Source organism: Aurantiacibacter sp. D1-12 (assembly GCF_028858515.1).
GTDB lineage: Bacteria > Pseudomonadota > Alphaproteobacteria > Sphingomonadales > Sphingomonadaceae > Alteraurantiacibacter.
The window spans coordinates 681,521-705,877 of record NZ_JAPJZJ010000001.1 but is presented as its reverse complement, the minus strand read 5'-3'; the positions used below and the strand labels follow the sequence as shown (position 1 = coordinate 705,877).

26 protein-coding genes and 1 tRNA gene are annotated in these 24,357 nt (G+C 58.9%); 7 read left to right on the top strand and 20 right to left on the bottom strand.

Annotated elements, in window-relative coordinates; all coding sequences use genetic code 11:
- Positions 1–55: 55 nt before the first annotated feature.
- From OOZ52_RS03510 to OOZ52_RS03495, 4 genes are read right to left on the bottom strand one after another with little or no spacing between them, the layout of a single operon-like run.
- Positions 56–547: a hypothetical protein gene (locus OOZ52_RS03510; RefSeq protein ID WP_274697090.1), complete on the bottom strand. Its 492-nt coding sequence runs from the start codon at positions 545–547 to the stop codon at positions 56–58.
- Positions 544–957, bottom strand: coding sequence for a hypothetical protein (locus tag OOZ52_RS03505; protein ID WP_274697089.1), 414 nt, complete (start codon positions 955–957; stop codon positions 544–546). Before OOZ52_RS03505 ends, OOZ52_RS03510 begins: the two co-directional genes overlap by 4 nt.
- Positions 950–1,417 carry a phage holin family protein gene (locus tag OOZ52_RS03500; protein WP_274697088.1) on the bottom strand — a complete coding sequence of 156 codons (468 nt, stop codon included), beginning with the start codon at positions 1,415–1,417 and terminating at the stop codon, positions 950–952. Before OOZ52_RS03500 ends, OOZ52_RS03505 begins: the two co-directional genes overlap by 8 nt.
- Before the next feature lie 6 nt (positions 1,418–1,423).
- Positions 1,424–1,954 (bottom strand): hypothetical protein, encoded by a 531-nt coding sequence (locus tag OOZ52_RS03495; protein ID WP_274697087.1) that lies wholly within the window; start codon positions 1,952–1,954, stop codon positions 1,424–1,426.
- A gap of 158 nt (positions 1,955–2,112) precedes the next feature.
- On the opposite strand from OOZ52_RS03495, the gene eno reads away from it, so the two are divergent.
- Complete coding sequence (gene eno / locus OOZ52_RS03490; protein WP_274697086.1) at positions 2,113–3,396, top strand: phosphopyruvate hydratase; 1,284 nt, start codon at positions 2,113–2,115, stop codon at positions 3,394–3,396.
- Positions 3,397–3,671: 275 nt separating this feature from the next.
- On the opposite strand, the gene OOZ52_RS03485 is transcribed toward eno, so the two are convergent.
- From OOZ52_RS03485 to ribB, 3 genes are all read right to left on the bottom strand, one after another.
- On the bottom strand, positions 3,672–5,057 hold the full coding sequence (locus tag OOZ52_RS03485; protein ID WP_274697085.1) for a Y-family DNA polymerase: 1,386 nt from the start codon (positions 5,055–5,057) through the stop codon (positions 3,672–3,674).
- Positions 5,058–5,128: 71 nt separating this feature from the next.
- Positions 5,129–5,548 carry a 6,7-dimethyl-8-ribityllumazine synthase gene (ribH, locus tag OOZ52_RS03480; RefSeq protein WP_274697084.1) on the bottom strand — a complete coding sequence of 140 codons (420 nt, stop codon included), beginning with the start codon at positions 5,546–5,548 and terminating at the stop codon, positions 5,129–5,131.
- Positions 5,549–5,556: 8 nt separating this feature from the next.
- Complete coding sequence (ribB, locus tag OOZ52_RS03475) at positions 5,557–6,807, bottom strand: 3,4-dihydroxy-2-butanone-4-phosphate synthase (protein WP_274697083.1); 1,251 nt, start codon at positions 6,805–6,807, stop codon at positions 5,557–5,559.
- A 104-nt stretch (positions 6,808–6,911) separates the two neighbouring features.
- Here ribB and OOZ52_RS03470 point away from each other — a divergent pair, with 104 nt between their 5' ends.
- Entirely contained in the window at positions 6,912–7,430 is a 519-nt protein-coding gene (locus tag OOZ52_RS03470; RefSeq protein WP_274697082.1) for a flavin reductase family protein, read from the top strand.
- 9 nt (positions 7,431–7,439) lie between these two features.
- On the opposite strand, the gene OOZ52_RS03465 is transcribed toward OOZ52_RS03470, so the two are convergent.
- Positions 7,440–8,285, bottom strand: a complete 846-nt coding sequence (locus OOZ52_RS03465; RefSeq protein WP_274697081.1) for a M48 family metallopeptidase — start codon at positions 8,283–8,285, stop codon at positions 7,440–7,442.
- 284 nt (positions 8,286–8,569) lie between these two features.
- Between OOZ52_RS03465 and OOZ52_RS03460 the strand changes: the two genes are divergently transcribed.
- Positions 8,570–9,853, top strand: coding sequence for a sensor domain-containing diguanylate cyclase (locus OOZ52_RS03460; RefSeq protein ID WP_274697080.1), 1,284 nt, complete (start codon positions 8,570–8,572; stop codon positions 9,851–9,853).
- Positions 9,854–9,864: 11 nt separating this feature from the next.
- On the opposite strand, the gene OOZ52_RS03455 is transcribed toward OOZ52_RS03460, so the two are convergent.
- The 6 genes from OOZ52_RS03455 to OOZ52_RS03430 all read right to left on the bottom strand — a co-directional run bounded on the left by OOZ52_RS03455 (position 9,865) and on the right by OOZ52_RS03430 (position 15,715).
- Positions 9,865–9,940, bottom strand: a tRNA-Lys gene (locus OOZ52_RS03455).
- A gap of 100 nt (positions 9,941–10,040) precedes the next feature.
- Positions 10,041–11,156: a rod shape-determining protein RodA gene (gene rodA, locus OOZ52_RS03450; protein WP_274697079.1), complete on the bottom strand. Its 1,116-nt coding sequence runs from the start codon at positions 11,154–11,156 to the stop codon at positions 10,041–10,043.
- Entirely contained in the window at positions 11,153–13,180 is a 2,028-nt protein-coding gene (mrdA, locus tag OOZ52_RS03445; protein WP_274697078.1) for a penicillin-binding protein 2, read from the bottom strand. Before mrdA ends, rodA begins: the two co-directional genes overlap by 4 nt.
- A gap of 4 nt (positions 13,181–13,184) precedes the next feature.
- The gene (locus tag OOZ52_RS03440) at positions 13,185–13,739 is read right to left on the bottom strand and encodes a rod shape-determining protein MreD (protein ID WP_274697077.1); all 555 of its coding nucleotides are present in this window, start codon (positions 13,737–13,739) and stop codon (positions 13,185–13,187) included.
- Complete coding sequence (gene mreC / locus OOZ52_RS03435) at positions 13,739–14,635, bottom strand: rod shape-determining protein MreC (RefSeq protein WP_274697076.1); 897 nt, start codon at positions 14,633–14,635, stop codon at positions 13,739–13,741. The genes OOZ52_RS03440 and mreC overlap by 1 nt, the downstream gene beginning before the upstream one ends.
- 33 nt (positions 14,636–14,668) lie before the next feature.
- Entirely contained in the window at positions 14,669–15,715 is a 1,047-nt protein-coding gene (locus OOZ52_RS03430; protein WP_274697075.1) for a rod shape-determining protein, read from the bottom strand.
- 183 nt (positions 15,716–15,898) lie between these two features.
- Between OOZ52_RS03430 and mutL the strand changes: the two genes are divergently transcribed.
- A complete protein-coding gene (gene mutL / locus OOZ52_RS03425; protein ID WP_274697074.1) occupies positions 15,899–17,713 on the top strand; it encodes a DNA mismatch repair endonuclease MutL in 1,815 nt (604 codons plus the stop codon).
- Positions 17,713–18,213 carry a hypothetical protein gene (locus OOZ52_RS03420; RefSeq protein ID WP_274697073.1) on the top strand — a complete coding sequence of 167 codons (501 nt, stop codon included), beginning with the start codon at positions 17,713–17,715 and terminating at the stop codon, positions 18,211–18,213. The genes mutL and OOZ52_RS03420 overlap by 1 nt, the downstream gene beginning before the upstream one ends.
- 30 nt (positions 18,214–18,243) lie before the next feature.
- Here the strand turns inward: OOZ52_RS03420 and OOZ52_RS03415 are convergent, their stop codons facing one another.
- Positions 18,244–19,698, bottom strand: coding sequence for a serine hydrolase domain-containing protein (locus OOZ52_RS03415; protein ID WP_274697072.1), 1,455 nt, complete (start codon positions 19,696–19,698; stop codon positions 18,244–18,246).
- A 98-nt stretch (positions 19,699–19,796) separates the two neighbouring features.
- On the opposite strand from OOZ52_RS03415, the gene OOZ52_RS03410 reads away from it, so the two are divergent.
- On the top strand, positions 19,797–20,402 hold the full coding sequence (locus OOZ52_RS03410; RefSeq protein ID WP_274697071.1) for a winged helix-turn-helix domain-containing protein: 606 nt from the start codon (positions 19,797–19,799) through the stop codon (positions 20,400–20,402).
- Positions 20,403–20,420: 18 nt separating this feature from the next.
- Here OOZ52_RS03410 and OOZ52_RS03405 read toward each other — a convergent pair whose 3' ends face one another.
- The gene (locus tag OOZ52_RS03405; RefSeq protein ID WP_274697070.1) at positions 20,421–21,131 is read right to left on the bottom strand and encodes an NYN domain-containing protein; all 711 of its coding nucleotides are present in this window, start codon (positions 21,129–21,131) and stop codon (positions 20,421–20,423) included.
- 29 nt (positions 21,132–21,160) lie between these two features.
- Here OOZ52_RS03405 and OOZ52_RS03400 point away from each other — a divergent pair, with 29 nt between their 5' ends.
- Positions 21,161–21,784 (top strand): sulfite oxidase heme-binding subunit YedZ, encoded by a 624-nt coding sequence (locus tag OOZ52_RS03400; RefSeq protein ID WP_274697069.1) that lies wholly within the window; start codon positions 21,161–21,163, stop codon positions 21,782–21,784.
- Here OOZ52_RS03400 and OOZ52_RS03395 read toward each other — a convergent pair.
- The 4 genes from OOZ52_RS03395 to OOZ52_RS03380 all read right to left on the bottom strand — a co-directional run bounded on the left by OOZ52_RS03395 (position 21,765) and on the right by OOZ52_RS03380 (position 24,286).
- Positions 21,765–22,277, bottom strand: a complete 513-nt coding sequence (locus OOZ52_RS03395) for a hypothetical protein (protein WP_274697068.1) — start codon at positions 22,275–22,277, stop codon at positions 21,765–21,767. The two genes, OOZ52_RS03400 and OOZ52_RS03395, sit on opposite strands and share 20 nt — an antisense overlap.
- Positions 22,278–22,359: 82 nt before the next feature.
- Positions 22,360–22,998 carry a carbonic anhydrase gene (locus tag OOZ52_RS03390; protein WP_274697067.1) on the bottom strand — a complete coding sequence of 213 codons (639 nt, stop codon included), beginning with the start codon at positions 22,996–22,998 and terminating at the stop codon, positions 22,360–22,362.
- Positions 22,998–23,306, bottom strand: a complete 309-nt coding sequence (locus tag OOZ52_RS03385; RefSeq protein WP_274697066.1) for a P-II family nitrogen regulator — start codon at positions 23,304–23,306, stop codon at positions 22,998–23,000. Before OOZ52_RS03385 ends, OOZ52_RS03390 begins: the two co-directional genes overlap by 1 nt.
- Positions 23,303–24,286: a sodium-dependent bicarbonate transport family permease gene (locus OOZ52_RS03380; RefSeq protein ID WP_274697065.1), complete on the bottom strand. Its 984-nt coding sequence runs from the start codon at positions 24,284–24,286 to the stop codon at positions 23,303–23,305. Before OOZ52_RS03380 ends, OOZ52_RS03385 begins: the two co-directional genes overlap by 4 nt.
- Between the last annotated feature and the right edge of the window lie 71 nt (positions 24,287–24,357).

The window sequence follows — 24,357 nt, the reverse complement described above, 5'->3', positions numbered from 1 at the left end:
GCCCTATCGGAAATGCCGGCAGGACGCGCAAGGTGCTTGTCATAATTTCTTTCGATCAGCGGCGACCCAACGCACGGGCGATGGCCTTGCCGGTTTCGCGGCGGGCAATCCGTGCGGCGTCGGTCGCATCGCCCACCTTGTGGCTGGCAGAGCGACCGATTGAACGGGCCTTGTCACCGGCAGTATCGACAACATCTTCCGCGCGGCGGGCGCCTTCACGACCCAGCGATGCGGCGTCGTCAATCATCTGCGCGGCAAAGCCACTGGCAACCTCTGCGCCCATCGCGGCAAAGTCGGCTGCTTTGCGACCACCGCGGACGGCGGCCCGGCGCGGGCCTTTGAACATACTGGCGATCAGAATGCCGACGGCCACACCGCCCGCTGCAGCAGCGACCGGGTGCTTCTTCACAAAGCCTGTGAATGCATCGGTCGCATCGCTGGCGGTTTCCTGCGCACGGACGACCAGGCTTGTGCCTGCGCGTTCTTCTTCGCGGGCCTGCGCCGCAGCGATGCGCGCTTTGATTTCTTCTCGTTTGGTATCACTCATGAGTGTCTCCGGTTTCGGATTGGGGGGGAAGGGGAAGCGAGTTCTGCTGCCCCGCTTTCCGCATTGTTTTCGGGCTCTACTTCGATTTGATCCGAAGTCTGCATCTCGTCCCAGTGCCGCAGCATCAGCTGATCGAGGAATTTCGCGAGCGGTTCGCGGAAGATCCACGCGAGAAGCAGACCCAGACCAATGGCAAAACCGCTGCTGACGCGCTTCGGGTTTTCCTTCGCAAAGGCCGTGCTTTCTTCGACGACGCCCTCGGCGCCCTCTTTCATCCGGGACGCGAAACGGGCTGCAAGCCCTTTTTCGTCCAGATCGCCGCGCAGATTGGCGATGTCGTTGGTGACGAGACTTTTGGCCGCATCACGCATGGCGCGATCTTCGCGCAGACGGTCTTTCAGATCAGCCATCAGCATCATCCCTTTTCTCGCTCAACGCTTCGGACAGATCAGCCCAGGCTTTTCCGGCGCCACGAACCAGCAGGTATGCGATCAGCAGCAAACCGATCACAACAGCCGCCGTGGCACCCCAGGCTGTGATAAACGGCGTGAGCGCTATGATCAGCCCGACGGTCAAGCCGATGGTCGCCAGCACGGCGAAGAACGCCGCCACCGCGCCAAAGGCGATGGCTTTCTTGAGGCGATTACCGACAAACCCGGCGCGCGATTTCTGGTAACTGACTTCAGCTTCCCAGTAGGTGCGGGCATCATCGATCAGTGCTTCGGCATCGTCGAAAAACGAACGCTGCCCGGCAGCGCCGCCATCACTGGCGGTGTCTGCCGGGGGCAGTTCGTCCCCTGCGGTGTCCGGCGTCAGCGGAGTATCGCTCGCCGGGGGCGGGACAGCAATGTCCTCGTCCCTTACCTGCACCGTGGTTTAACGGAACAGGCGGGCGAAGAAGAAGCCGACGACTGCGGCAAGGCCAACAGCGGCAACCGGGCTTTTGCGGATCGATTCCCGCGTGTCATCAGCCAGTTCTTCAAGGCTCTTCTCGTCCAGCTTCTGCGCGTTTTCTTGCAAAGCGCGCGAGGTGCTGCGGGCATAGTCGCCGTATTTGGCGCCCAGCTTCTCATCAAGTGCGGAAGCATTGTCGTCGATCACGCGCGAGAGGCCCGTCAGGCCTTCGCTGACCTTGTTCTTGCCTTCAACAGCAAGCTCACCGGCCTTGACCTTGGCGTCACTCGCCCAGTCTTCACCGCGGGCCTTGGCCTGATCACGGTATTCTCCGGCGCGGAGCTTGGCTTCATCGGTCAGCGCCTTGCCACCGGCTTTCGCTTCTTCGATGGCGGCATTAAAGCGCGACTTCGCTTCGTCCGTTGCGGCAGTGGTTTCGGTAGTGGTCTTTGCGGCAGCGGCCGGCTTTTTCTTCGACGCGGCCGTTGACTTGGCAGTCTTCTTGGCAGGCATAGCTTTGGTCTCTTTCCAGTTTGGAGGACCGAGCAGAATGACCGGCCCTTATAATGTATTATGGGTATAACACACCCACGTTCAAGATACCAACGAATGTTGCAGTGCAAGGTTCCGAGATATAGGAGGCTGCTGAACCGCATTTTAGGAGCTTTTACATGACCGCCATCATCGACATTCACGGCCGCGAAATTCTGGACTCGCGCGGCAACCCAACGGTGGAAGTCGATGTGCTGCTGGAAGACGGCAGCATGGGCCGCGCGGGCGTGCCTTCAGGCGCATCCACGGGCGCGCACGAAGCGGTTGAACTGCGCGACGGCGACAAAGATCGCTATCTGGGCAAAGGCGTCACCAAAGCAGTTGAATCGGTTAATGGCCCAATTGCTGACATGCTGCTGGGCCTTGATGCCGAAGACCAGCGCGATCTCGACATGGCGATGATCGCACTCGACGGCACGAGCAACAAGGGCAAGCTGGGTGCCAATGCTATCCTCGGCGTGAGCATGGCGGCGGCCAAGGCTGCTGCTGCGGCGCGTGGCATGCCCCTGTGGGCTTACATCGGCGGCGTATCAGCGCACGTGCTCCCGACCCCGATGATGAACATCGTCAACGGCGGTGAGCATGCAGATAACCCCATCGATGTGCAGGAATTCATGGTCATGCCGGTCGGCGCGCCGACACTGGCAGAAGCCGTCCGTTGGGGCAGCGAGATTTTCCACACGCTGAAGAAGGGCCTTTCCGAAAAGGGGCTCGCAACTTCGGTTGGTGATGAAGGCGGGTTTGCACCGAACCTTGCAAGCACGCGCGACGCGCTCGATTTCATCATGGCATCTGTAGAGAAGGCAGGTTTCACACCGGGCGATGACGTGGTGCTCGCGCTCGACTGTGCCTCGACCGAGTTCTTCCGCGACGGCAAGTACGAGATTTCGGGCGAAAGCCTTTCACTCAGCCCCACCGAAATGGCCGAGTATCTCGCCAAGCTTTGCGACGACTATCCGATCCTCTCGATCGAAGACGGCATGGGTGAAGACGATTTCGAAGGCTGGAAAGCGCTGACCGACATGGTGGGCGACAAGGTCCAGCTGGTGGGGGACGACCTGTTCGTGACCAATCCGGAACGCCTGAAAATGGGCATCGAGAAAGGCCTCGCCAATTCGCTGCTGGTAAAGGTCAACCAGATCGGCACTCTGACCGAGACGCTGGAAGCTGTCGATATTGCCCACCGCGCCGGTTACACTTCCGTGATGAGTCACCGCTCGGGCGAAACCGAAGATGCCACGATTGCCGATCTTGCGGTCGCGACCAACTGCGGCCAGATCAAGACCGGTTCGCTGGCCCGCTCGGATCGCCTGGCGAAGTACAACCAGCTGATCCGCATCGAGCAGGAACTGGGTGACAGCGCGCGCTATGCCGGTAGGAGCTGCTTCGGCAAGCTTGGCTGAGGGTTAGAAGCCGCTCGAAGCCTTTCAGCGGCTTTTGAAATTCAATACCGGGGACTGATCGAGGCATCCGAATCCAACAACGGCACATTTCGATGTGATCGAATGTGACGCGCCACTGGTGCAAGATGTGTATGGGACCGGAGCAGTCGAGGCATCGGATCGGACTACTGTTCTGATATTGCCATTGTAGATTCATTGCAGGGGGCTGCAGGCGCCGTGCCATCTGCTAGCTTTGCAGTACTCGATAAACGGCGATGTTGCCCTTCTACTCAATATCAGGGCGGCCTTGACGACGGTACTTTCCCGATGTCGGCGAATTCTGCCATGTCCGGGATACGGCTGAAGGCGATTTTTACGCCCAGATAGTTCAGATCGAGATCGCTTTGTGATGCCAGCATCACCTTGGCCGTACCGTAACGCCGGTTGAGATCATCGATCCTGCGCCACATGTCGGCCTCGCAGGCATCGCGCAGGTCCACGGTATCGGGAACGAACAGGTCCGGATCGGGTGGAGAGGAGGACAGGCCGTAGAGATAGACGGTTACCAGCTTGGGCCTGCTGCCGACAGTGTGATCGCGCAGCCCGGACATCATGTCACGCCAGGCGGTATCCAGAGCGTGCAGCAATCGCCAGCTATTCTGCGTTGCGCGCAAAGGTATGTCCTGCCCGACGGAACCGCCGGGATAGAGCTTCAGCCTGACATGCAGTCCGGTGGTGTGCAGATTGCATAGCCGCAACCGGCTCGCCGCTTTCAGCAGCAGGGCGCGGGCTACAATACGGGCGCGGCCGAGTTGCCTGTCGCGACCGCCCAGAACACGGCTGTGCCCGATCATACGCTTTTCCTGCGGTTCGGGAATGATCGGCAGATCGTGGCCGTGCAGGCCATACAGAAAACGCTCTCCTGCTACAGATCCCCAAATCTTGCGCGCATGGCGCGGATCCAGGTTCCACAGGCTGGCGAAATCACTGACACCAGCCTTCCTGAGGCGATGCTCTATTCCGGCACCTATTCCGGGGATGGCACGCAAGGGCATGTCCAGCAGCCTGTCCGGAAGGCAGGAACGCGGGAGAGCGGTCAGGCCATCCGGTTTTTTCAGATCACTGGCCAGCTTTGCCAGCATCGGACTAGGGGCAAGCCCAATGGAGCAGCGGATCGCCGGGCCGAAGCGAGCGGCAATGCCGGCTTTGACTTTCCGTGCAATCGCCTCGGCTCCATTGATAAACCATTCCTCCCGACTGAGCTTGCAAACGCACTCATCGATAGAATGCACCCTGGTGACTGGCAGGTGCCGGTTGATCTCTTGCATCAGTTCCAGGTGCAGTTCCACGTAGCGGTCATGGCGTGCAGGGCGGATAGCGATGGCAGGGCAGAGTTTGCGCGCTTCCAGTGTCGAGGTGCCACGCGAAATACCCAGCCGCTTGGCTTCATAGCTGGCAGCGATGGCACCGCTATGTTCGGAATCCAGCGGGGTAACGATGACCGGCTTTCCGATTAGTGACGGGTCGTCATACTGCTCGACACTGGCGAAATAGGAGTTGAAGTCGATGAACATGTAACGCACGAGATCAGGAGCAGGGGCAAGCTGGAATGCTGCCTGCGCCCCCGGTCTCTGTTCACTGATCGCCTGCTTGTCTGCCGGATGTGATTCTTTGTCGCACATCGGAACATAATAGGAACATTCCGGTTGCTGGGGAAGGGGTGATTACATGGCCGGGTTGCGGTGGTGCAAAATCACCCGAACTGTCCGCGCAGCTCCAGCAACCGCATCGCGGCCACGGCAGCACCTGAGCCCTTGTTGCTTTGCGCCGGATCAGCGCGAACAATCGCCTGCTCCTCGTTCTCTGTCGTCAGGATACCATTGCCGATGGCGATCCCGTCAATCGTCAGTGCCATGATGCCTCGCGCGCTTTCTTCAGCCACGATTTCGAAGTGGTAAGTCTCTCCACGGATCACCACGCCGAGGGCGACGAAGCCGTCATACTTGCCGCTATCCGCTGCGAGCGCAATCGCACCCGGTACTTCAAGCGCTCCGGGCACGGTGATAACATCCACTGTATGGCCAGCCGCCTCCAAAGCGCCTTTGGCGCCAGCAATCAGCATGTCATTCAGATGCGCATAGAACCGCGCTTCGACGATCAGGAAATGGGCCATCGGGTATGTTACTCCGGTATCGGGTGGTGGCCGACAATATTCAGGCCATAACCTTCGATTGCAACGACATTCGGCTGCGAGTTGGTGAGTAGGATCATATCATGCACGCCCAGATCGGCCAGGATTTGCGAACCGATTCCGACGTTGCGTAGCTCGTCTTCCGAGGTCCAGTTTGTGCTTGAACCGACGCGCCCGGTAAGGATGACGATGACGCCCGAACCATGCTCTCCCACGGCCTGCATTGCGCGCTGAAGCGTGCGTTTGCGCGGGCCCGGTTCGCCCAGTACATCATCAAAGACCGAGATCGGGTGGACACGGGCGAGGGTGGGCTCGCCGGGAATAACATGTCCTTTTTGAAGGACATAGGCCTCGTTATTGGAAACCTTGTTGCGGTACGTGATCATCCGCCAGCTGCCGCCGTAATCGCTTTCGAAAGCGCGTTCGTCGCCGCGCTCTACAAGGTGATCGTTGCGCATGCGATAGGCAATCAGATCGCGGATAGTGCCGATCTTGAGCCCGTGCTGGCGGGCAAAGGCGATCAGATCATCAAGCCGCGCCATTGAGCCGTCTTCGTTCATGATCTCGCAGATCACGCCAGAGGGGTTGAGGCCGGCGAGCCGCGATATGTCGACCGCTGCTTCGGTATGGCCAGCGCGGACAAGGACACCGCCATCGCGTGCGGTGAGCGGGAAGACATGGCCCGGTGTCACGATATCGTCCGGCCCTTTGCCGCTATCTATCGCTACCGAGACAGTGCGAGCACGATCTGCGGCGGAGATGCCGGTGGTCACACCTTCCTTCGCCTCGATGGAGATGGTGAAGGCGGTCTGCATGCTTTCACGATTGTTGCGGCTCATCGGCTCCAGGCCGAGTGTGTCGACCCGCGCGCGATCAAGTGAGAGGCAGATGAGGCCACGTCCATGAGTCGCCATGAAATTGATGGCGGCGGGTGTTGCCATCTGCGCCGGGATAATCAGGTCGCCTTCGTTCTCCCGATCTTCGTCATCGACCAGGATGTACATCCGGCCATTGCGAGCCTCGTCGATGATCTCCTCAATCCCGACAAGTACTGGCGTATCGTCATTTTCGGAGAGGAAGCGATCGAGCTTGTTGAGAGTCTCAGTCGTCGGATTCCACCCATCTTCGGCACAATCGCGCAGAGTATTGGCATGCAGCCCAGCTGCCCGGGCCAGCCCGGCACGAGTCATTTTGCCGGAGTCTATGATATTGCGGACTTTTTCTATGATAATATCGCTCATGTAAACCGCATATCACATTAAAATGTGATCGCAAGTGCAATTCATCACATTCCTTCTGGGAATTGCCTCTTGCGCCAAGAAGAATCCACCTCCAATGAGCAAGAATGACGGAGACAGGAAAAGGCGAAGCCGAGCTGACAGATTCCTTCCGTGAGGCCATGCGCCATGTTGCGGCGACTGTCTATGCTGTCACGACAATCAATGATGGCAAACCCTACGGCATTCTTGCCACTGCGGTGAGTTCGCTGAGCTTTTCGCCCCCCTCGCTTCTTGCATGCATCAATCGTGGTGCCTCGCTGCACGATCCGATGGCAGAGGCGGAGCGGTTCTGCGTGAACGTGCTTGGCCTATCCAATCGCGATGTGGCGGATCACTTCATGATCCCTGAGGCCGATCGTTTTTCGGTTGGCGATTGGGAGGAGCAGCATGGCGTCCCGGTGCTGCAAACTGCCCAATCGAGCCTGATTTGCTCGGTTGCGAATCGACACGTTTTCGGGACCCACACAATCTTTGTGGGAGAGCTCATCGCCGCGAGCCACCGCGAGGATGCAACGCCGCTTACCTACTTCGACAGGCATTACATCGATATCAGCGAGGCGCCGGAGAAGGCGCGGCGCGGGTAGGGTGATTGCTCAATCCAAGCTGAATGAACGATCGCGCATGATCAGTAGGTGACCGGGCCAGCTTGGCCCGCGCCCTAGCGGCAGGTACATAGCGATCTCGTTTTCGAGCAATTCGGCGCGCGCCGTGTTCGAAGGATAGATAGTGCTGCCGAGTAGGCCGCCCCCCAACTCGCGCCCACTACCTGTGCGCCAGAAAACCGGAGCCGCCCCCGGATCATAACCCGCGTTGGCGAGGAGATGCACCGAAAGCCGATCCGCCTCGACCTCGGCCTGTCGGTTGGCACGCTGGTTGCGGCCTAATTCTCCCATGAAACCGACAGCAATTCCGGCATCTTCCTTCCGGCGGCGATGCTCAAGGACGCTGTGCGCCAGCTCGTGTGCAAAGATGACTGCAAGTTCTTCATCGCTCACAGACCGGGCAAAGTCGAAACGGATCTGGATCACCCGTCCGTCAGAAATCGCACGCGGACCATTGCCGAGACGGATTTCGACAAGGCTTCGGCATGCGGGCGGAGCAGATATCGTCACAGTTCTTTGCTCCCCCGCTCGTGCTATAGTCAGACTGAGTGGTTGATCCACGGGATGTGAGGCAAGCAGATCAAACACGAGTTCCCGCAGGTTCCCTGTCTCGGGTTGAGGTAGTTCGCTGATTGCCCGGCCATTGATCGCTATCAACCCGTCGTCGCGCGCCACACCAGCTTGTGCAGCCGCAGAGCCCGGCACCACCGCCGAAACGGCAACTGCGCCATTGGAAAACCGCCGATCCGCGCCATCCGAGCGATATTGATCCCGACTGTGCAGGACCATGCCGGTCCCCGGCATCAGATCGCGGCAAAGCGAAGCGTTTGCGGTCATGATGAGTCCGGCAATGCGCCCAAGTCGTACATCTTGCGCTTCAACCAATGCCCAATCATCTGCTGTCTGGGCAACTGCTGTGGACGGCGACAGCATGAGCAAAAGCAGGGTCAACAAGAAAGAGTGCAGGATGCGAAGCATTCTCAAGGCATGCATCAGCTTGGGAGTCTAGTCGAGGCGGTATCGCAAATAATGTGCGTATGAGGAGTTAGGTACAATTCCCTGTGCAACTGCGCGGTGATGTTCATGTCCTGCGCCTATGAGTGATCCCAAAGGGGAGCTTTGTGCACACTAACGCTATCCAGAGTTTGAGAGAGATCATCGGAGGCGGACTTATCGTCTACGCGCGGATGGCGCTGCGCATGTCGCTATTCGTAGCGGTTGTCGGTTCCTTGATGGAGTATCTTGTGGACGGGAGCCTGCTCACCATCGCCCTCGCCTCGACCTTGTTCAGTTTGATGGTCGCAATTGGTTCCTCCTTCCTTCTCTCATCGCTGCGCCAGGCGGAGATTGCAGATCAGGAAGGTGCGGCAGCTCGAATGGAAGAATCGAGAGAGCAGGTCGAAGAATTATTCGGTCTGACAGACACATTGCAAAGCGCGGACACAAATGACGACGCCGCCCATGTCCTGAGGGCGACAAGCCGTCGTCTCCTCCCCGGTTGTGGCGGGGCGCTCTATGCGTTCAACAATTCGCGTGATCGCCTTGATCTTGTGAATGCATGGGACATGCCGGAAGGATACGACCCGGTGGCTTCGCTCACTCCGGCAAACTGTTGGGCTTTGAAGCGCGGCAAGGACCATCTGAACGAATGCCATGACCAGGCGTTGTGCTGCTCCCATTATATAGGCGAAGTGGCGAGTATCGAAGTGCCGATGATTGCACGCGGTACGGTGTACGGGCTGCTGATACTGGCCGATCGCGGAGGGAATTGTACGAACGTTGATCGTGCGCGGAAGATTGCCCGTGCCTTGGCGGATTCCACCTCTCTCGCCCTGTCCAATATATCGCTCCGCGAGCAGCTGCGTACGCAGTCACTGCGCGATCCGATGACGGGCCTCTACAACCGACGCTATATGGAAGACGCTCTCGAGCGGTTTGCGGCGATGGCGCGGCGCAAGGAACAGTCGACTGCGGCCATGATGATCGATCTCGATAACTTCAAGAAGCTGAACGATGAGCATGGCCATGCCAAAGGCGATGCCGTGTTGAAGGATGTTGCTGCGCAATTGGTCGGGGCGGTCAGGCCTTCCGATATAGTATGCCGTCATGGCGGTGAGGAATTGCTCGTGATCTTGCCGGAGTGCAACCTGCGTGAAGCAGCGGAGCGTGCGGAGAATGTTCGGTCACGTATTGCGGCGCTTTCCCAGACTCACGACTGCCAGGTCTCTGCATCGATCGGTGTTTCGACCATGCCTGGCTGCGCGCTCGCATCGGCAGAGCTCCTCTCCAGCGCCGACGCTGCACTCTATGTTGCCAAGGATGCAGGTAAGAACCAGGTCCGCGTGGCGCCGAAAATCGGCAAAGGCGACCGCACGCCAAAGCTCGTGGCATCTGCCAGCAGTTGAGTGAGAAGGGATGGTGGACGCACTAGGGCTCGAACCTAGGACCCGCTGATTAAGAGTCAGCTGCTCTACCAACTGAGCTATGCGTCCATACCGGCAATAATGCTGGCGATCCCGGCGACGAATCGCGGGGAGGCGCTCATATAGCGGGTTTCTCCGCGCTGAAAAGAGGGAGATTGCAGCGGCCTGCCTAAATCACCGTATTGGTCTGCCGGTTCCATCGCTCGACCATCATCAGGCCGCCTACGCAGAGCATGTTTGTCATCATGGAAGACCCGCCGTGGCTCATGAAGGGAAGGGGAATCCCGACCACCGGTGCAAAGCCCATCACCATCAGCAGATTGACGGCTACGTAGAAAAAAATCGTCGCGGTAAGACCGGCGGCAAGGAGGCGGGAGAAGCGATCCTTTGCATCGCGTGCCACCAGCATTCCATAACGCAACACGATTCCGAAGATTAGCAAGACGAACAAGCCTCCGATCAGCCCCCATTCCTCTGCCATCGTTGCGAAAACGAAATCAGTGTGCGGTTCGGGCAGATAGTCGAGCTGGCTCTGTGATCCTTCGCCAAACCCCTTGCCCGAGATTCCGCCTGATCCAATCGCAATCTGCGACTGGATGATGTGATAGCCATCACCCTGTGGGTCTTGTGTGGGATCAAGGAAGGTCGTGACGCGCCGCTGTTGATAGGGTTGCAGGGCAAAAAGGTAGAGTAGTGGTGTAGCCACGATCGCTGCGACAGCGCCGCCGATAAACCATTTCTGCGGGATGCCTGCGAGATACATTACCACCACACCGCCAAAGGCGATGGCGAGCGATGTGCCGAGGTCGGGCTGCAAGAGGACGAATGCCATAGGCAGCGCAATTAGTCCCAACGGCACCAAAATGGCACGCCAGGTCCCGATCATCGCGGCCGGCAGGCTGTGGAAGTAGGCCGCCAGCAGTAGCACAATGCCCGGCTTCATGACCTCTGACGGTTGCAGCCGCATGAATCCCAACTCGAGCCAACGCTGGCTTCCGCCTCCCAGTTGACCTGCCACTTCAACCGCTCCCAGCAGGACGAGAATGGCGATGTAAGCTGGGATGGCGACATAACCTGCCCATTCGCGGGGGAAGTATGAGATTACCAGTGCAACGACCAGAAACACGCCGTAGCGGATCAAGTGGGATGAAGCGTAAGGATCCATTGACCCACCGGCTGCCGAGTGAAGGACCGCGGCGCCAAATGCGACGAGCAGTGTCAGCGGGATTACCACCCGCCAGGGAAAGTCGGCAATTGGCGCCGGAAGTGTGATCTGACCCTTCACGTGACTGAATCCTGCGAACGCGGGTTGGCCTCATCGCGAGGCGTGACCGCTTCGGTCGTGGCTTCGTCGGGTTCCGCCGCCGCAGCGCGTGCCTCTGCATCAACCTGCCGTGCGAGAGTGACCGGAGGCGGGGCAGGAGGAAGATCCACACCCTGAGCTGCAGCGTAGGCTGCATACTGCCGGTCAAGCCGTTGCTGTGCCGTTCCACCCCACTGAGCCTCCAGCGCATGAAGCGCATCGAGACCTCTTTGCGGATCGAGCAGGAAGGTCATGACGTCGCGCGCCACGGGATAGGCTGCGCCCGAACCGCCGCCATGCTCGATCACGACCGCGCCAGCGTAGCGCGGATTGTCGAACGGAGCGAAGAAGATGAACAGGCCGTGGTCACGATAGCGCCACGGGCCGCTGCGACCGTCCGAAATGTTCAGCCCAACGACCTGTGCGGTTCCCGTTTTACCGGCCATAAGCACATCTTCGACCGGCAGGCGTGCCCGGCCTGCTGTGCCCGGGCCGTTGACAACATCGCTCATGGCTTGTCGCACATAGGTCTTGTATTCGCTGCTGACCCCCATGCTCGCAAATTGCGGCCTGTCGTTGCGCATCAACAAGCGGGGCGTGACCATTTCGGATGTCGCGAGGCGGGTTGCCATCACCGCCAACTGAAGCGGACTGGCAAGCATATAGCCCTGGCCGATGGTTGCATTGACGGTATCGAATGCGGCCCATTCGCGTCCGTACTTTTCCAGCTTCCAGTCCGGGTCGGGGACCGTGCCGTAGAACTGGCTGACTACAGGCAGATCGAACTGCTGCTGCATTCCGTATTGCTTGCATGCTTCCGCAATGGGCCACATACCGGTGCGCTGTGCCATCGCATAGAAGTACACGTCGCAGCTCTGATAAATCGCCTTGCCGAGATCGGTATGGCCGTGCCCCCTGCGGTTCCAACACCGGAATACGCGGTTTCCGACCCGCAGACCGCCTCCGCAAAAAACCGTCTCGTCAGGATCGATGCCTTGGCTGAGCAGTGCCATGCCGACAGTGGGTTTCACCGTTGATCCTGGAGGATAGAGGCCCTGCAATACTTTGTTCCGCAGCGGCACTCGCTCGTTCTCGCTGAGCATTGAGTATTCGAGCCGCCCGATACCGTCTGAAAAACTGTTCGGATCAAAGCTCGGCATACTGGCCATGCAGAGCAGGTCGCCGGTCAGACAATCCATGACGACCACCGATCCGGACTCGAGACCAAGCCTGCGCGCGGCATAGTCCTGCAGCGGTCCGTCAATTGTCAGCTGGACAGCGTCCCCTTGCACGTCGTCACGCGTCTCCAGATCGCGCACGATTCTGCCAGAGGCGGTGACTTCCACGCGGCGCGCACCGGGGATGCCGCGCAGTTCGGCCTCAAACTGTTGCTCAATGCCATCCTTACCCATCTTGAAGCCGGGGGTGAGTAACAGCGGTTGTGGTTCTGCTTCGTACTCTTCACGGCTTGGCGCACCGACATACCCGAGCAGGTGCCCGACCGATGCGCCGGTGGGGTAAAAGCGCGAAAATCCGCGCTGCGGCACAACGCCGGGCAATTCCGGCAAGCGGACGCTCACAGCCGCAAACTTGTCGAACTCGAGTCCGTTGGCAACCGGAACAGCTGCAAAGCCGCGGCTCTCTTCAAGGCGGAAGCGCAGGTCTTCTGTTTCGTCGGGGGAGAAATTGAGAAGCTCGCTCAGTAGATCGACGGTGGCGTCAGGATCGCGCACCCGTTCCGGGATGATGTCGACCCGGAAATCCGCGCGGTTGGAGGCGAGCGGTGAGCCATTGCGATCCAGAATCCAGCCGCGGCGCGGCGGGATCAGGCTCAAATTGACGCGGTTGCTCTCCGCTTCCAGCGTGTACTTTTCGTTCTCGGCCACTGCGATGTAGCCCATGCGCGCGGCAAGCAGGCAGCCAATGCCACCCTGGATTGCGCCCACGATGAAGCTCCGCCTGCCAAAGGTTTGCCGAAGCGAGCTGGAAGTGTTCTTGCGATCCATCGCCTCAACCGATCTTCTTGACGCGGCGCAGGCGCAAGCGATCGAGCAGGGCAACGATCTGGGCGACTACCGGAAACAGCATGATGGCAAGCACTATCTGCGGCAGAATGAGCGGCAGCTTAATCCAAGGCAGGCTCGCCCCGGAGAACATCGCCGCAAGGATCAGGTAGGTTACCGTGCAGACCGCTGCGACGCCCCAATCCTGCCAAAAGCCACGCCAGGGGAAGCGTAACTCAATCAAATCGAGCACAATCATGGTAAGCGAGAACAACAGGATACCTGAACCTAACGGTTGGCCAGAGTAGAGGTCGTCAAAAAACCCCAGCGGCAGTCCGGCCCACATTGGCAGGATTCCGGGGCGCAGCACGCGCCAGGCAAGGAGGAAGAGATATCCGAGTGGCGGAAAAAGCGGAGCAGAGGCAATCAGAGGCAACATGGGTGCCAGCGAAGCCAAGAGGATCGTCAGCCACGGAACGCCATAGGCCAAAACGGGCGAATGCACCCGATTGATCTTGCTACCGAACTGATCCCTGCGCGAATTGGGGTTAAGCCGCTCCATCAGTCTTCCGCGACCTGCTCTGAGAGCAGAGGGGCGTCTGCAGCTTCAATCGCCTCCGGCTCGAAGATCGGCTCGACGATCACGAAATCGGTGGCAGCCGGATTGCTCAAGAGCTGACCAATTGCACCATCGTCTGTGATTTCGGTTACCACGGCCACGGCTACTCCGGGGCGGAAAAGTCCACCCGCGCCAGAGGTGACAAAGATGTCACCCTGTTCAAGCGGGTTGATGCCAAGATTGATCAACCGGATGCGCAGCGAACCGTCAGCGCGGCCTTCCGCAAATGCGACGACATCATCGGTCGCCCGGCGGACGGGGACGATGCTTTCGACGTCGGTCAGGAGAAGTACGCGCGATGTATCACTTCCGGCCTCTAGAATGCGGCCAACAAGGCCCATTGGGGAGGTAACCGGCATGCCCACCGCCACACCCTGATCACGACCAGCCGCAAGATATCCGAACCGCCGGGTACTTGCCGCACTCGAACCGATAAGTCGGCCCGTGGCAACGGGTGTGATTTCGCCTTCGCTCAGCCCGAGAAGTGCCTTTAACCGCTCGTTCTCCTGCTCCAGCGCGCGCATTTCGGCTAGCCGCACGCGCGCGACTTCGTTCTCGCGCTCCAGTTCGGCATTGCGGGAGCCCGCGTCGTAATACCCGGCGATGGCTTCGAAGAAACTGCGTGAGCCAACGCGTCCCGTCGCTCCGGCTTCACCAACAGGCGCAGCTGCATCTGTCGCCATGCTGCGCAAACCGTAGAACGTTTCTGGGCGCCAGAGCGAGATGATCAAGAGCAACGCGCCAATTGTGGCGCCAAGGCTCGCAAAGACATAGCCGGCGAAGCGGCCAAGCTGCGCCTTCTTGTTCGAACCTGATCTTTGTGCCGAAGGCGGTGCCATTGCGGCCCGCTCCCTTCTTCTGGAGTTGCTCCCTTAAGCGGTCATCAGGACGCCGCGATAGATCGGGTCCTCCATCGCCTTGCCCGTACCCATTGCTACGCAGGTGAGCGGGTCTTCGGCAATGCTAACCGGCAATCCGGTTTCTTCCTTGATATGATCGTCGAGCCCACCGATCAGCGCGCCGCCACCGGTTAGCACGATACCCTGGTCGACGATGTCTGCGGCGAGTTCGGGGGCGGTGTTTTCCAGTGCGATACGCACGCCCTCTACGATGGCACCGATTGGTTCTGAAAGGGCCTCTGCCACGTGGGCCTGATTGATGTTGATCTCTTTGGGAACGCCGTTCACCAGATCGCGCCCCTTGATCACGATGGTTTCACCAACGCCATCATCGGGGACCATGGCAACGCCATATTCCTTCTTGATCCGCTCTGCCGTGGAATCGCCGATCAGCAGGTTGTGGTGTCGGCGTACGTAAGAGACGATGGCTTCGTCCATCTTGTCGCCGCCGGTCCGAACCGAGGTGGTGTAGGCCAGGCCGCGCAGCGAGAGTACCGCGACTTCGGTTGTGCCACCACCGATATCGACAACCATCGAGCCAACCGGCTCGGTCACTGGCATGTCGGCACCGATAGCTGCAGCCATAGGCTCGAGGATCAGGAACACTTCGGAAGCGCCGGCATTGCTTGCCGCGTCACGAATGGCGCGCTTTTCAACAGAGGTGGAACCCGATGGGACGCAGATCACGATCTCGGGATAGCGCAGCAGTGTGCGCTTGCCGTGCACCTTGCGGATGAAGTGCTTAATCATCTCTTCGGCGATTTCGATGTCGGCAATCACGCCATCGCGCAGTGGGCGAATGGCTTCGATGCTGTCGGGTGTCTTGCCCATCATCAGCTTCGCATCGTCACCAACAGCCTTCACACGCTTCACGCCGTTGATTGTTTCGATGGCGACAACAGAAGGTTCATTCAGCACGATGCCACGGTCCTGAACATAGACCAGCGTGTTTGCCGTGCCGAGGTCGATCGCCATATTCTGCGATCCGAATTTGAAGAGATTGGTGAAGAAAGAACTCATCGAAAAACCTGTAATTTGAATTGCCGCAAAGCTCGCGCGAATCCGCGCTGACTCGATCAGAAATGCGGAAAGTAGCGCCCCTTAACGCGCCCACGCGTGAAACGCCAAAAAATTTGTCCAAAATCCACCAGTTTTGCCCCGGTTCGCCTCGAAATTGCGGCAACCGGCCTCTAGGGTGGTGCGATGCCGCAAATTCGCCGCCTTCCAGAGACCCTTGTAAATCGTATCGCTGCAGGAGAAGTGGTCGAACGCCCAGCCTCCGCGCTGAAGGAACTGGTCGAGAATGCCATCGATTCCGGTGCGACTTCGATCACGGTGGCAATTGTGGAAGGAGGGCTCGGTTCAATCCAGGTGACCGATGACGGCTGCGGTATGTCGCCTGATCAGATGGCGCTCGCATTGGAGCGGCACGCGACCTCGAAATTGCCCGATGACGCAATCGAGCAGGTGGCGACACTTGGCTTTCGCGGGGAAGCACTCCCTTCGATTGGCAGCGTGGCCAAGCTCACCATCGAAAGTCGTCCCGGTGATAGCGCAGAAGGCTGGAAACGGGTTGTCGATCATGGAGCGCTAGTGGAAGAGGGCCCCGCAGCGCTGCCCCCAGGCACGCGCGTGCGGGTGGAGAACCTGTTTGCGAAGATCCCGGCGCGACGCAAATTCCTCCGCACACCGCGCAGCGAATACGGCGCGTGCCATGATGTCGTACGCCGCTTGGCAATGGCGCGGCCTGATATCGCTTTCACGTTCGAGCACGGGGAGCGGCGCATATTTGCTGTACAGGGCGGGCAGACTGCAGCCGTCCGTGTTGCCCAGATTGTCGCGCGTGAACTTGCCGAGAACGGTGTCGAAATTGATCTTGAGCGGCCCAGTGGTGACGGTGTGATGCGGCTGACCGGGGTGGCCGGGCTTCCAACCTACAATCGCGGCGTCGCTGATCATCAGTATCTCTTCGTCAACGGTAGGCCGGTGAAAGATCGCTTGCTGACCGGCGCGGTGCGCGGCGCCTATGCGGAAATGCTGGCGCGCGATCGCCACGCTGTGTTGGCGCTATTCCTCGACATTCCCTTCGCTGATGTTGACGTGAACGTGCATCCGGCCAAGACCGAGGTGCGGTTTCGCGATGCCGCAGCCGTGCGCGGTTTTATCGTGAGTGGCTTGCGGCAAGCCTTGTCGACCGGAGACCGCCGCAGCGCGCAGGCCCCTGATAGCGGAGCGATGGGGCGATGGCGGGCGGAACCTGTTCAGGATGAAGTTTCGCCGGCCTTACGGTCAATCTTCGCTGGCCGTGACTGGGCTCCGGCTGCAAGGTCGAACGTGACGGAGCCACGCGTGGATTGGGCGGGTGAGACGGAAACTCTCGCTGAGCCGCAGGGTCGGGCGGAGACAGCCGAAGCACTACCGGAAAATGTAGAGGACTATCCGCTCGGGATCGCGCGCGGGCAGGTTGCGAACACCTATATCGTCGCCGAGTCAGCCGACGGACTGGTGCTGGTCGATCAGCATGCCGCGCATGAGCGGATTGTTCTGGAGCGTCTGCGCGCGGCCGGCGCCGGTGAGAAAGTTGCCGCGAGCCAAGCGCTGCTCATTCCCGAAGTAGTGGAGCTGGAAGAGGCCGACTGCGATCGGCTCGAAGAGCATATCGACCAATTCGCCTCGCTCGGGCTGATGGTCGAACGCTTTGGCCCCAATGCCATGCTCGTGCGGGCAATCCCTGGCGTGCTCAAAAAGGCCAATCCGAAAGCACTGCTGTGTGATCTGGCTGACGACATCGCCAAACACGGCTCTTCATTGCTTCTCACCGAGAAGATCGAACACGTTCTGGCGACAATAGCGTGCCACGGATCGGTCAGGGCGGGGCGCACGCTCAATGTGGCGGAGATGAATGCGCTGCTAAGGGAAATGGAGTCGACACCGCGTTCCGGTCAGTGCAATCATGGTCGTCCAACATGGGTCAAGCTGTCGATGGAAGACGTCGAAAAGCTGTTCGGGAGACATTGATGAAGCGGGTGATGGTTGTGGCGATGGCTCTTGCGCTGGCGTCCTGCGGTGACTCGCTCACTTCGGAACAGCAAGCCGAGCAAGATGCGGTAATGGCCGATCAGGTACGTGAGGCCAACGATGCAGGGCCACCTATTGAGGAGGTAGTGCCCGAGACCATTTCCTATCCCGACATGGAAGCCAATGATCTGCTAGGCCTCGCATGCGCCTATGCTCCGGGCACAAGCCTCGGTGTGCGCGTTATCGCTCGGGAAACCGATGCCTTCATGAAGATCGATGGTGAAATGGTCCGTTTCGCCGCCGATCCGGGCTCACGCGAACTCCCTGCCAACACGCGTACCCTTTACAATGGTCGCGAGTACTCACTGCGACTTGCGATCGAGGAAGTGATCGCAGAGGGCGAGATTGAAGACACAACCTATGAAGGAACAATGTGGCTTTACGATCGGCAGGACCGGGTGGTCTACACAGGCACTGGCACTACCAATTGCGGAGTGTAACCACGCCGGCCCTCACCAGCCTGTTGCAAACTAGTTGATCCCGATACCGATCAGCTTGAGCATCCCGTCTTCGAGTACTGGCATCAATTCCAGTATCGTTGTTTGCCCATCCGGTGTTTTGACATGGGTGATGATTTGCCCATCCGTTATTGCGTGAGCCTCAACCACCGCCGACCGTAAACCGCTGCTGAGTCCAGAGTAGTGAGCCATGTGCTCTTCCAACGGCATTTGTTCGAGAAGAGCTGCGCTCATGCGGGCCAGCACGAAAGCACTCCAGTCTTGTTCGCTGTCCATGGCGGCGATGAAAGCTTCGACCAATTCGGCTTGTGCTGACCCAGGAGGGAGTGGCCCTTCGGTCAAATCAATGTCTTCGTCTGGACCGCCTAACGAAAGCTCCATTCCTGTAGCCGCGCCTAGCGCTGCACTCAGTGCCCGCTGTAGAGGCGGCCCGCCGTTGCGGTGGACGAGGATCGTCTGGCCCGTTTCGAGTATTGTCCACCATTCGGTCTGGAAGGCGGGGTTGCCGCCGTTGTGCCAGACGACGGTGCCAATCCCGTCGATCCGCATCGTTCCCATTCCGTAACCGTATTCGGTATCCCCACCTTCGCTAACGCGCGGTGTGGTCCAGATTGTGAGTACGTCTTCGGGCAGTCCACCATTGACGATCATCTGACCCAGCCCAAGCAGGTCAGTTGCACTGCTCGCCATACCACCGTTGCCGGTCAGCGCCCAGCTGACAGGCTCGAGATTGCCCCAGCTCGCTTCCGCCATGGGACCAAATTCTTCGCTTGCGTCGGTGCGTGTAGGATCAAGCACGCGGTGATAGCCGGTCGAGGTGAGGCCAAGAGGCTCAAGGACATCGCTGACCATGAAATCTTCATAATCCTTACCCGTCACGTCCTCGATAATCGCCGCCACGAGCGAGTACCCGGTGTTAGAATAGGCATACCGCTCGCCGGGTGTGAACTGCAGGGTGTGGGCAAATGCTTCTGCAACCATTTCATCGCGCGATTGCGGGCGGCGGTCGAAGCCGTGTGCATCTTCAAACCCGGCAGAATGGGTCAGCATCTGGTGCACCGTGATGCCCGCCTTGTCTGCCGGAACATTATCGAAATAGTCGGCGAGCGTCGCCTCTGGGTCCAACCTGCCATCCGCAATAAGCATGGATGCGGCGAGCCCGGTCAGGGGCTTGGTGATTGATCCGATATCGAATTGCGTTTCGAGGTCGTATGCTTGTCCGGTCGCAGGATCGGCCGCGCCAGCATTGACCAGAACCGGAGCCATTCCGGGTTGAGCCACAGCAAGAAATCCCGAGAAACCGGCTTCTTCCAGCTCGGCTGTTGCCTGAGTCAGCCGTTCGACGAGCTCGGCAGGTTGCTGGCTCTGACTTGCGGACACTGTTTCATTTGAAACTCCCTGCGCCATTGCTGCAGGCGCGCAGCCGGTTAAAAGCGCCGCTGCAAGGATCGTTCGCGTAGATTCCATTTTCTATCCTTCCATATTGACTACGTTTGTCATCGGAAGTCATGTTGCGGGAAAAGGGCCTCACGGGTCCTGCGTTCAGTGTTTCGAGAGGTTTCAAAATGAATTCAACGGCACTTGTACCGCATGGCTACTATGCCATCGGCGATGCGCGGTATCAGCCTCACGAAAGGTTGGTGATGCGTGACGGTGCAGAGTACCGGCTTGAGCCCCGAATCGCGGGGTTGCTGGACCACCTTTCCGAACATGCCGGTGAAATTGTCAGCCGTGACGCGCTGCTCGATGCTGTCTGGGGTGATGAGGGGAGTGATGAGGCGCTCACTCAAGCAGTATCAAAGCTACGACAGGCATTGGGCAACCGCGAGATTATTCGCACCGAACCAAGGCAGGGCTATCGATTGACGGTTGTTCCCGCAGCTTTACCTGTGGATGCGAGGGAAACTGCGCTGCGCTCACCCGAACTCCAGTCGGAAAAGGCCTATCCGGCAGTCGCGCTCCGATACGCATTTGCGGCGGGGCTGCTTGCAGGTTTGCTTATTGCTGCGGTGGCGTGGGCCCTATTTGGTCCCCGCGAGGTGACTGTATTCGAAGAAGTCACTGCTCCCGCCGATGGGGTCGGAGAACCAAACTCCAGGACTGTGCGCTGCGAAGGTTCCGCTGAAGAATGCGCGGATTCTATCCCGGACGCCGCAACGGACGCTCAATAAGGGCTTTGCGATCTGGGCTTACCTGAGGCGCTTCACATAGAGCTGCTTGTCGTCGCGTCGTTCCATCTTGAAGTTGTCGCTCGCCGCGCGCATCATTTCGGACAGGCGTTTGTAGCCGTGGTTGCGCACGTCAAAGCTGGAGCGATTTCCGGCAATCTGTCCTACTTCGTGCAGACGAGCGAAGCCTTCATCATCACGGCTCGCTGCTTTCCAAGCTTCACCCAGCAGTTCGATCAACTCCTGATCGATCGCGTCATTGTTCTCGGTCTTGTCGTCGCGCGAATTGGTCCGGATCAGCTGGTCGACATCGATGTAACGTGTGCAGGCAGAGCGGAAAGCTTCGGGAGCCTTTGCGCCGCCGAACCCGTAAACAATCAGGCCATCCTGCCGTAGCCGCGTGACCAGTGGCGTAAAGTCGCTGTCGCTGCTCATGATCCCGAACCCATCGACCTTGCCTGCGTTGAGGAGGTCGATTGCATCGATCGCCATTGCGATATCGGTGGCATTCTTGCCCTTGGTCAGATCGAATTGCTGCATCGGCTGGATGCCGAAGCGGTGGGTGATCTTGTTCCAGTTGGAAAGCGCAGGCTTGGCCCAGTTCCCGTAAGCACGGCGGATATTCACTTGGCCCAGCTCGGCTAAAACGGTGAGCACGGGGTCGATGCCTGCATGACTGGCGTTGTCCGCATCAATCAGCAGGGCGATGTTTTTCAGATTTGCTTCTGGCATGCCGCGTAGATGGAGGGCGAGGGCAGGGGATGCAAGACAAGCTTGTGATTGACGGAGCACAAGTGCTCGGCGATTGGAACGTCATGTCCTTGCTCAAATCGCGACCGTTTCTCTGGCTCGTCCTTGCCGTTCCCGGTGCGTTGATGCTGCTGCGCTGGGGGCTGACACCGCAGGACTACGGTTACGGTCATGCCATTGCCGAAAGCGGGGACTGGGCTGCGTGGCTATTGCTTGTGACCCTCGCCGTCACGCCGCTGCGCCTCGCTTTCCGCAAGACGGGATGGGTGCAATGGTTGATGCGCAGACGGCGCGATATCGGTGTCGCAAGTTTTGCCTACGCGATGGAGCACACGATTATCTATCTGTGGCGCAAGGGTTTGCTTGAGAACATCACGGCAGAGGCGCTGCAGCCACAATATCTGACAGGCTGGATTGCTTTGGCGTTGTTCCTGCCACTCGCCATCACATCAAATGATGTGTCGATGCGCGCGCTCAAGCGGGCCTGGAAGAGGTTGCATCGTCTGGTCTATCCGGCAGCGATTCTTGTGTTCGTGCACTGGGCGCTGACCGCTTTCGATCCGATGACGGCCTATATCCACTTGGGGATTCTGGCCGCCATCGAGATCGTCAGGATTATTCTGCAGCGTCGCTGATCGTCACGTACTGACGGAAGCGTGCGACTTCTGCTTCATCGACATACTTGCCGATCTCGCGGTCGAAATCGCTCATTTCGGCGTAAGGACGATATTCTTCGAACTCGTGCGCCATGCGGTCCGTCATACCGGGCACGAGGTTGATCTCGTCTCGTGTTGCGGTGTTGAGATCAATCGGCACGAACACATTGGCACGAACTGTCGCAGCCTCTTCCTCAGAAAGAGTTGCGGTGAGGACAGAATTGAAGTCGGCAACCGAGGCGTAAGGCTGGCCTGCCACGATCGCGGCGGCAAGTTCTTCGGACACACCTTCAACAGCAGCAAGAGTTGCTGCAGTTGCGGTGCTGGCGTCAAGAACGCCAGCTACAGCGGTCTCGTCAGCCGCTTCAGTTTCGGTGCTTTCTTCAGCAGGAGCCTCTTCAGCCGCCGGCGAGCAGGCTACTAGGGCAAGGGCGAAAGCGGTGGCGGTTGAAACAAGGGTAATTTTACGCATTGAGGGATCCTTGATGGGGTGTTCTCTTGAGTTGGTCGGAGGTGCCTATCGGTCTTGCGAATAATTCGCAATAGCAATTTTATCAGACTGCCTCGAACTCGCGTGTTTCTTCGTTCCGAAGGTAAAGCACGCCTTCGGAAATCGCGAAGAACGTGCCGCGTAGTTTTAGGTCGCCGCGTTCTTCCGCGTCTCGAACGAAAGGGAAGGTTCGCAGGTTGTCGATACTCACGCCGACCGCCGCCAGCTCCATTTCGCGTTCCGCCTCGCGGCTTTCCGTTCCGAACTTTGCGGCCACGGGCTCTCGAGCTTCGTCAAGTAAATGCACCCAGTTTGCGACAAAGCCGCCTGCACCAGCCTCATTGCCTTGAAGGTCCTGCGTTAGTGCCGCCTTGCAGCCACCGCACATGCCATGGCCCATCACTACGATTTGGCGGACCTTGAGAAATTGCACGGCAAATTCAACGGCCGCTGATACTCCGTGCTGACCGGCAGTTATTTCATACGGCGGAACCAGCGCCGCAACGTTGCGCACAACGAAGATTTCACCGGGATCAACATCGAATATCTGCGCGGGGTCGACTCGGCTATCCGAACAGCCAATGATCATCAGCTTTGGATGCTGGCCCTCGGTAACGAGCTTGTCGTAACGGGCGCGTTGTTTCGGGTAGCCTTCTTCACGAAAGCGACGATATCCGTGCAATAGCTCGCGAAACTCGGGCATTAGAAGCGCTCACCGCGAATGACTTCAACATCCCACATAGTCAGCAAGAGTCCACGCTGTGTCAGCACCGGTGCGAGCGCCTCTGCCAAGGCCATCGCCTTCTCTTGTGGTGCGATCGTCAGGATAAAGACCTTGTCGGTTCCCATAACCCGCTCTTCGCGCCAACGACCTTCGCGGCCTTTGCCGGAGGTGACGGGAGTAATTGTCCAACCTGTAATCCCGGCGTCATCGATGGCCTGCGTCACGTGCTTGGCCTGCGCCTGGTCGGCCAGGATTTCGATACGTTTTCGGATGACTGTTTCGATCATGGTACCGCTGCTCCGTTACCGGTCATCATCACCGCTAGCGCGCCAATCAATCCGATATTGATAAGGACGTTGAAGGGAAATGTAATGGATAACGACATGGTGAGGTAGACGCCCGGGTCCGCTTCGGGCAGCGCCATACGCATCGCCGCCGGAACTGCGATGTAGCTTGCACTGGCGCACAACACTCCGAGCGCTGCTGCTGAACCTGTATCGAGGCCGATGCTTGCGCCCAATGCTGTGCCGATCACGCCGTTTACCAAGGGAAGGGCAATTGCGATTGCCACCAGTCTCCAGGTGAGTGCACGCGAGTCCATTATTCGCCTGGCTGCTATCAAGCCCATGTCGAGGAGGAAGATGCAGAGCACTCCCTTGAACATGGCGCCGAAGAATGGCTCCACGTCCGAGAAGCCTTCTGGTCCAGCGATCCAGCCGATCGCGAATGCACCGAGCAACAGCACCACCGAGGCATTGAACAGCACTTCGTGCAGCAGCTCTTTGGTACTTTGATCTTCGTTCGAACCAGCGCCCCTGGCGAGAAGAAGACCTGCAAGAATTGCAGGACTTTCCATCGTCGCCATAACCGCGACCATGTATCCTTCGGGTGGATTTCCCTGCAGTTCAAAGATCTCGATGGCCGTTACGAACGTTACAACGCTAATTGAACCATAATGCGCAGCGACCGCGCCGGCATTGATTCGATCCAGCTTCCCAAAGCCCTTGAGTATCCAATAGGCATACAGCGGCATGATAAAGCCGGCACCAATACCCGCTGCTAGAGCTGCGAGGACCGTTCCATCCAAGCCGGACTCGGCGACTTCAATGCCGCCTTTCAGACCGATCGCAGCCATTAGGTAGAGCGACATGCCCTTTGCAATTGCTTCCGGGATGGCGAGATCGGATCGGGCAAAAGCTGCAAGCAATCCGAGTACGAAAAAGAGCACTACCGGAGAGGTCAGTGCCTGTATGCCCATCGCGTCCATGTGCGCTCACTTATGCGAGCACACGAATGAGGGCAAGCACCCCCATTGCGGTTATCCTGACTGTTCACTAA

What these genes read in the sequence shown, in the direction of transcription:
- OOZ52_RS03510 (WP_274697090.1), bottom strand. Translation starts at nt 547, where the DNA reads ATGAGTGATACCAAACGAGAAGAAATCAAAGCGCGCATCGCTGCGGCG.
- OOZ52_RS03505 (WP_274697089.1), bottom strand. Translation starts at nt 957, where the DNA reads ATGGCTGATCTGAAAGACCGTCTGCGCGAAGATCGCGCCATGCGTGAT.
- OOZ52_RS03495 (WP_274697087.1), bottom strand. Translation starts at nt 1,954, where the DNA reads ATGCCTGCCAAGAAGACTGCCAAGTCAACGGCCGCGTCGAAGAAAAAG.
- eno (WP_274697086.1), top strand. Translation starts at nt 2,113, where the DNA reads ATGACCGCCATCATCGACATTCACGGCCGCGAAATTCTGGACTCGCGC.
- OOZ52_RS03485 (WP_274697085.1), bottom strand. Translation starts at nt 5,057, where the DNA reads ATGTGCGACAAAGAATCACATCCGGCAGACAAGCAGGCGATCAGTGAA.
- ribH (WP_274697084.1), bottom strand. Translation starts at nt 5,548, where the DNA reads ATGGCCCATTTCCTGATCGTCGAAGCGCGGTTCTATGCGCATCTGAAT.
- ribB (WP_274697083.1), bottom strand. Translation starts at nt 6,807, where the DNA reads ATGAGCGATATTATCATAGAAAAAGTCCGCAATATCATAGACTCCGGC.
- OOZ52_RS03470 (WP_274697082.1), top strand. Translation starts at nt 6,912, where the DNA reads ATGACGGAGACAGGAAAAGGCGAAGCCGAGCTGACAGATTCCTTCCGT.
- OOZ52_RS03465 (WP_274697081.1), bottom strand. Translation starts at nt 8,285, where the DNA reads ATGACCGCAAACGCTTCGCTTTGCCGCGATCTGATGCCGGGGACCGGC.
- mrdA (WP_274697078.1), bottom strand. Translation starts at nt 13,180, where the DNA reads ATGGATCGCAAGAACACTTCCAGCTCGCTTCGGCAAACCTTTGGCAGG.
- OOZ52_RS03440 (WP_274697077.1), bottom strand. Translation starts at nt 13,739, where the DNA reads ATGGAGCGGCTTAACCCCAATTCGCGCAGGGATCAGTTCGGTAGCAAG.
- mreC (WP_274697076.1), bottom strand. Translation starts at nt 14,635, where the DNA reads ATGGCACCGCCTTCGGCACAAAGATCAGGTTCGAACAAGAAGGCGCAG.
- OOZ52_RS03430 (WP_274697075.1), bottom strand. Translation starts at nt 15,715, where the DNA reads ATGAGTTCTTTCTTCACCAATCTCTTCAAATTCGGATCGCAGAATATG.
- mutL (WP_274697074.1), top strand. Translation starts at nt 15,899, where the DNA reads ATGCCGCAAATTCGCCGCCTTCCAGAGACCCTTGTAAATCGTATCGCT.
- OOZ52_RS03420 (WP_274697073.1), top strand. Translation starts at nt 17,713, where the DNA reads ATGAAGCGGGTGATGGTTGTGGCGATGGCTCTTGCGCTGGCGTCCTGC.
- OOZ52_RS03415 (WP_274697072.1), bottom strand. Translation starts at nt 19,698, where the DNA reads ATGGAATCTACGCGAACGATCCTTGCAGCGGCGCTTTTAACCGGCTGC.
- OOZ52_RS03410 (WP_274697071.1), top strand. Translation starts at nt 19,797, where the DNA reads ATGAATTCAACGGCACTTGTACCGCATGGCTACTATGCCATCGGCGAT.
- OOZ52_RS03405 (WP_274697070.1), bottom strand. Translation starts at nt 21,131, where the DNA reads ATGCCAGAAGCAAATCTGAAAAACATCGCCCTGCTGATTGATGCGGAC.
- OOZ52_RS03400 (WP_274697069.1), top strand. Translation starts at nt 21,161, where the DNA reads ATGCAAGACAAGCTTGTGATTGACGGAGCACAAGTGCTCGGCGATTGG.
- OOZ52_RS03395 (WP_274697068.1), bottom strand. Translation starts at nt 22,277, where the DNA reads ATGCGTAAAATTACCCTTGTTTCAACCGCCACCGCTTTCGCCCTTGCC.
- OOZ52_RS03390 (WP_274697067.1), bottom strand. Translation starts at nt 22,998, where the DNA reads ATGCCCGAGTTTCGCGAGCTATTGCACGGATATCGTCGCTTTCGTGAA.
- OOZ52_RS03385 (WP_274697066.1), bottom strand. Translation starts at nt 23,306, where the DNA reads ATGATCGAAACAGTCATCCGAAAACGTATCGAAATCCTGGCCGACCAG.
- OOZ52_RS03380 (WP_274697065.1), bottom strand. Translation starts at nt 24,286, where the DNA reads ATGGACGCGATGGGCATACAGGCACTGACCTCTCCGGTAGTGCTCTTT.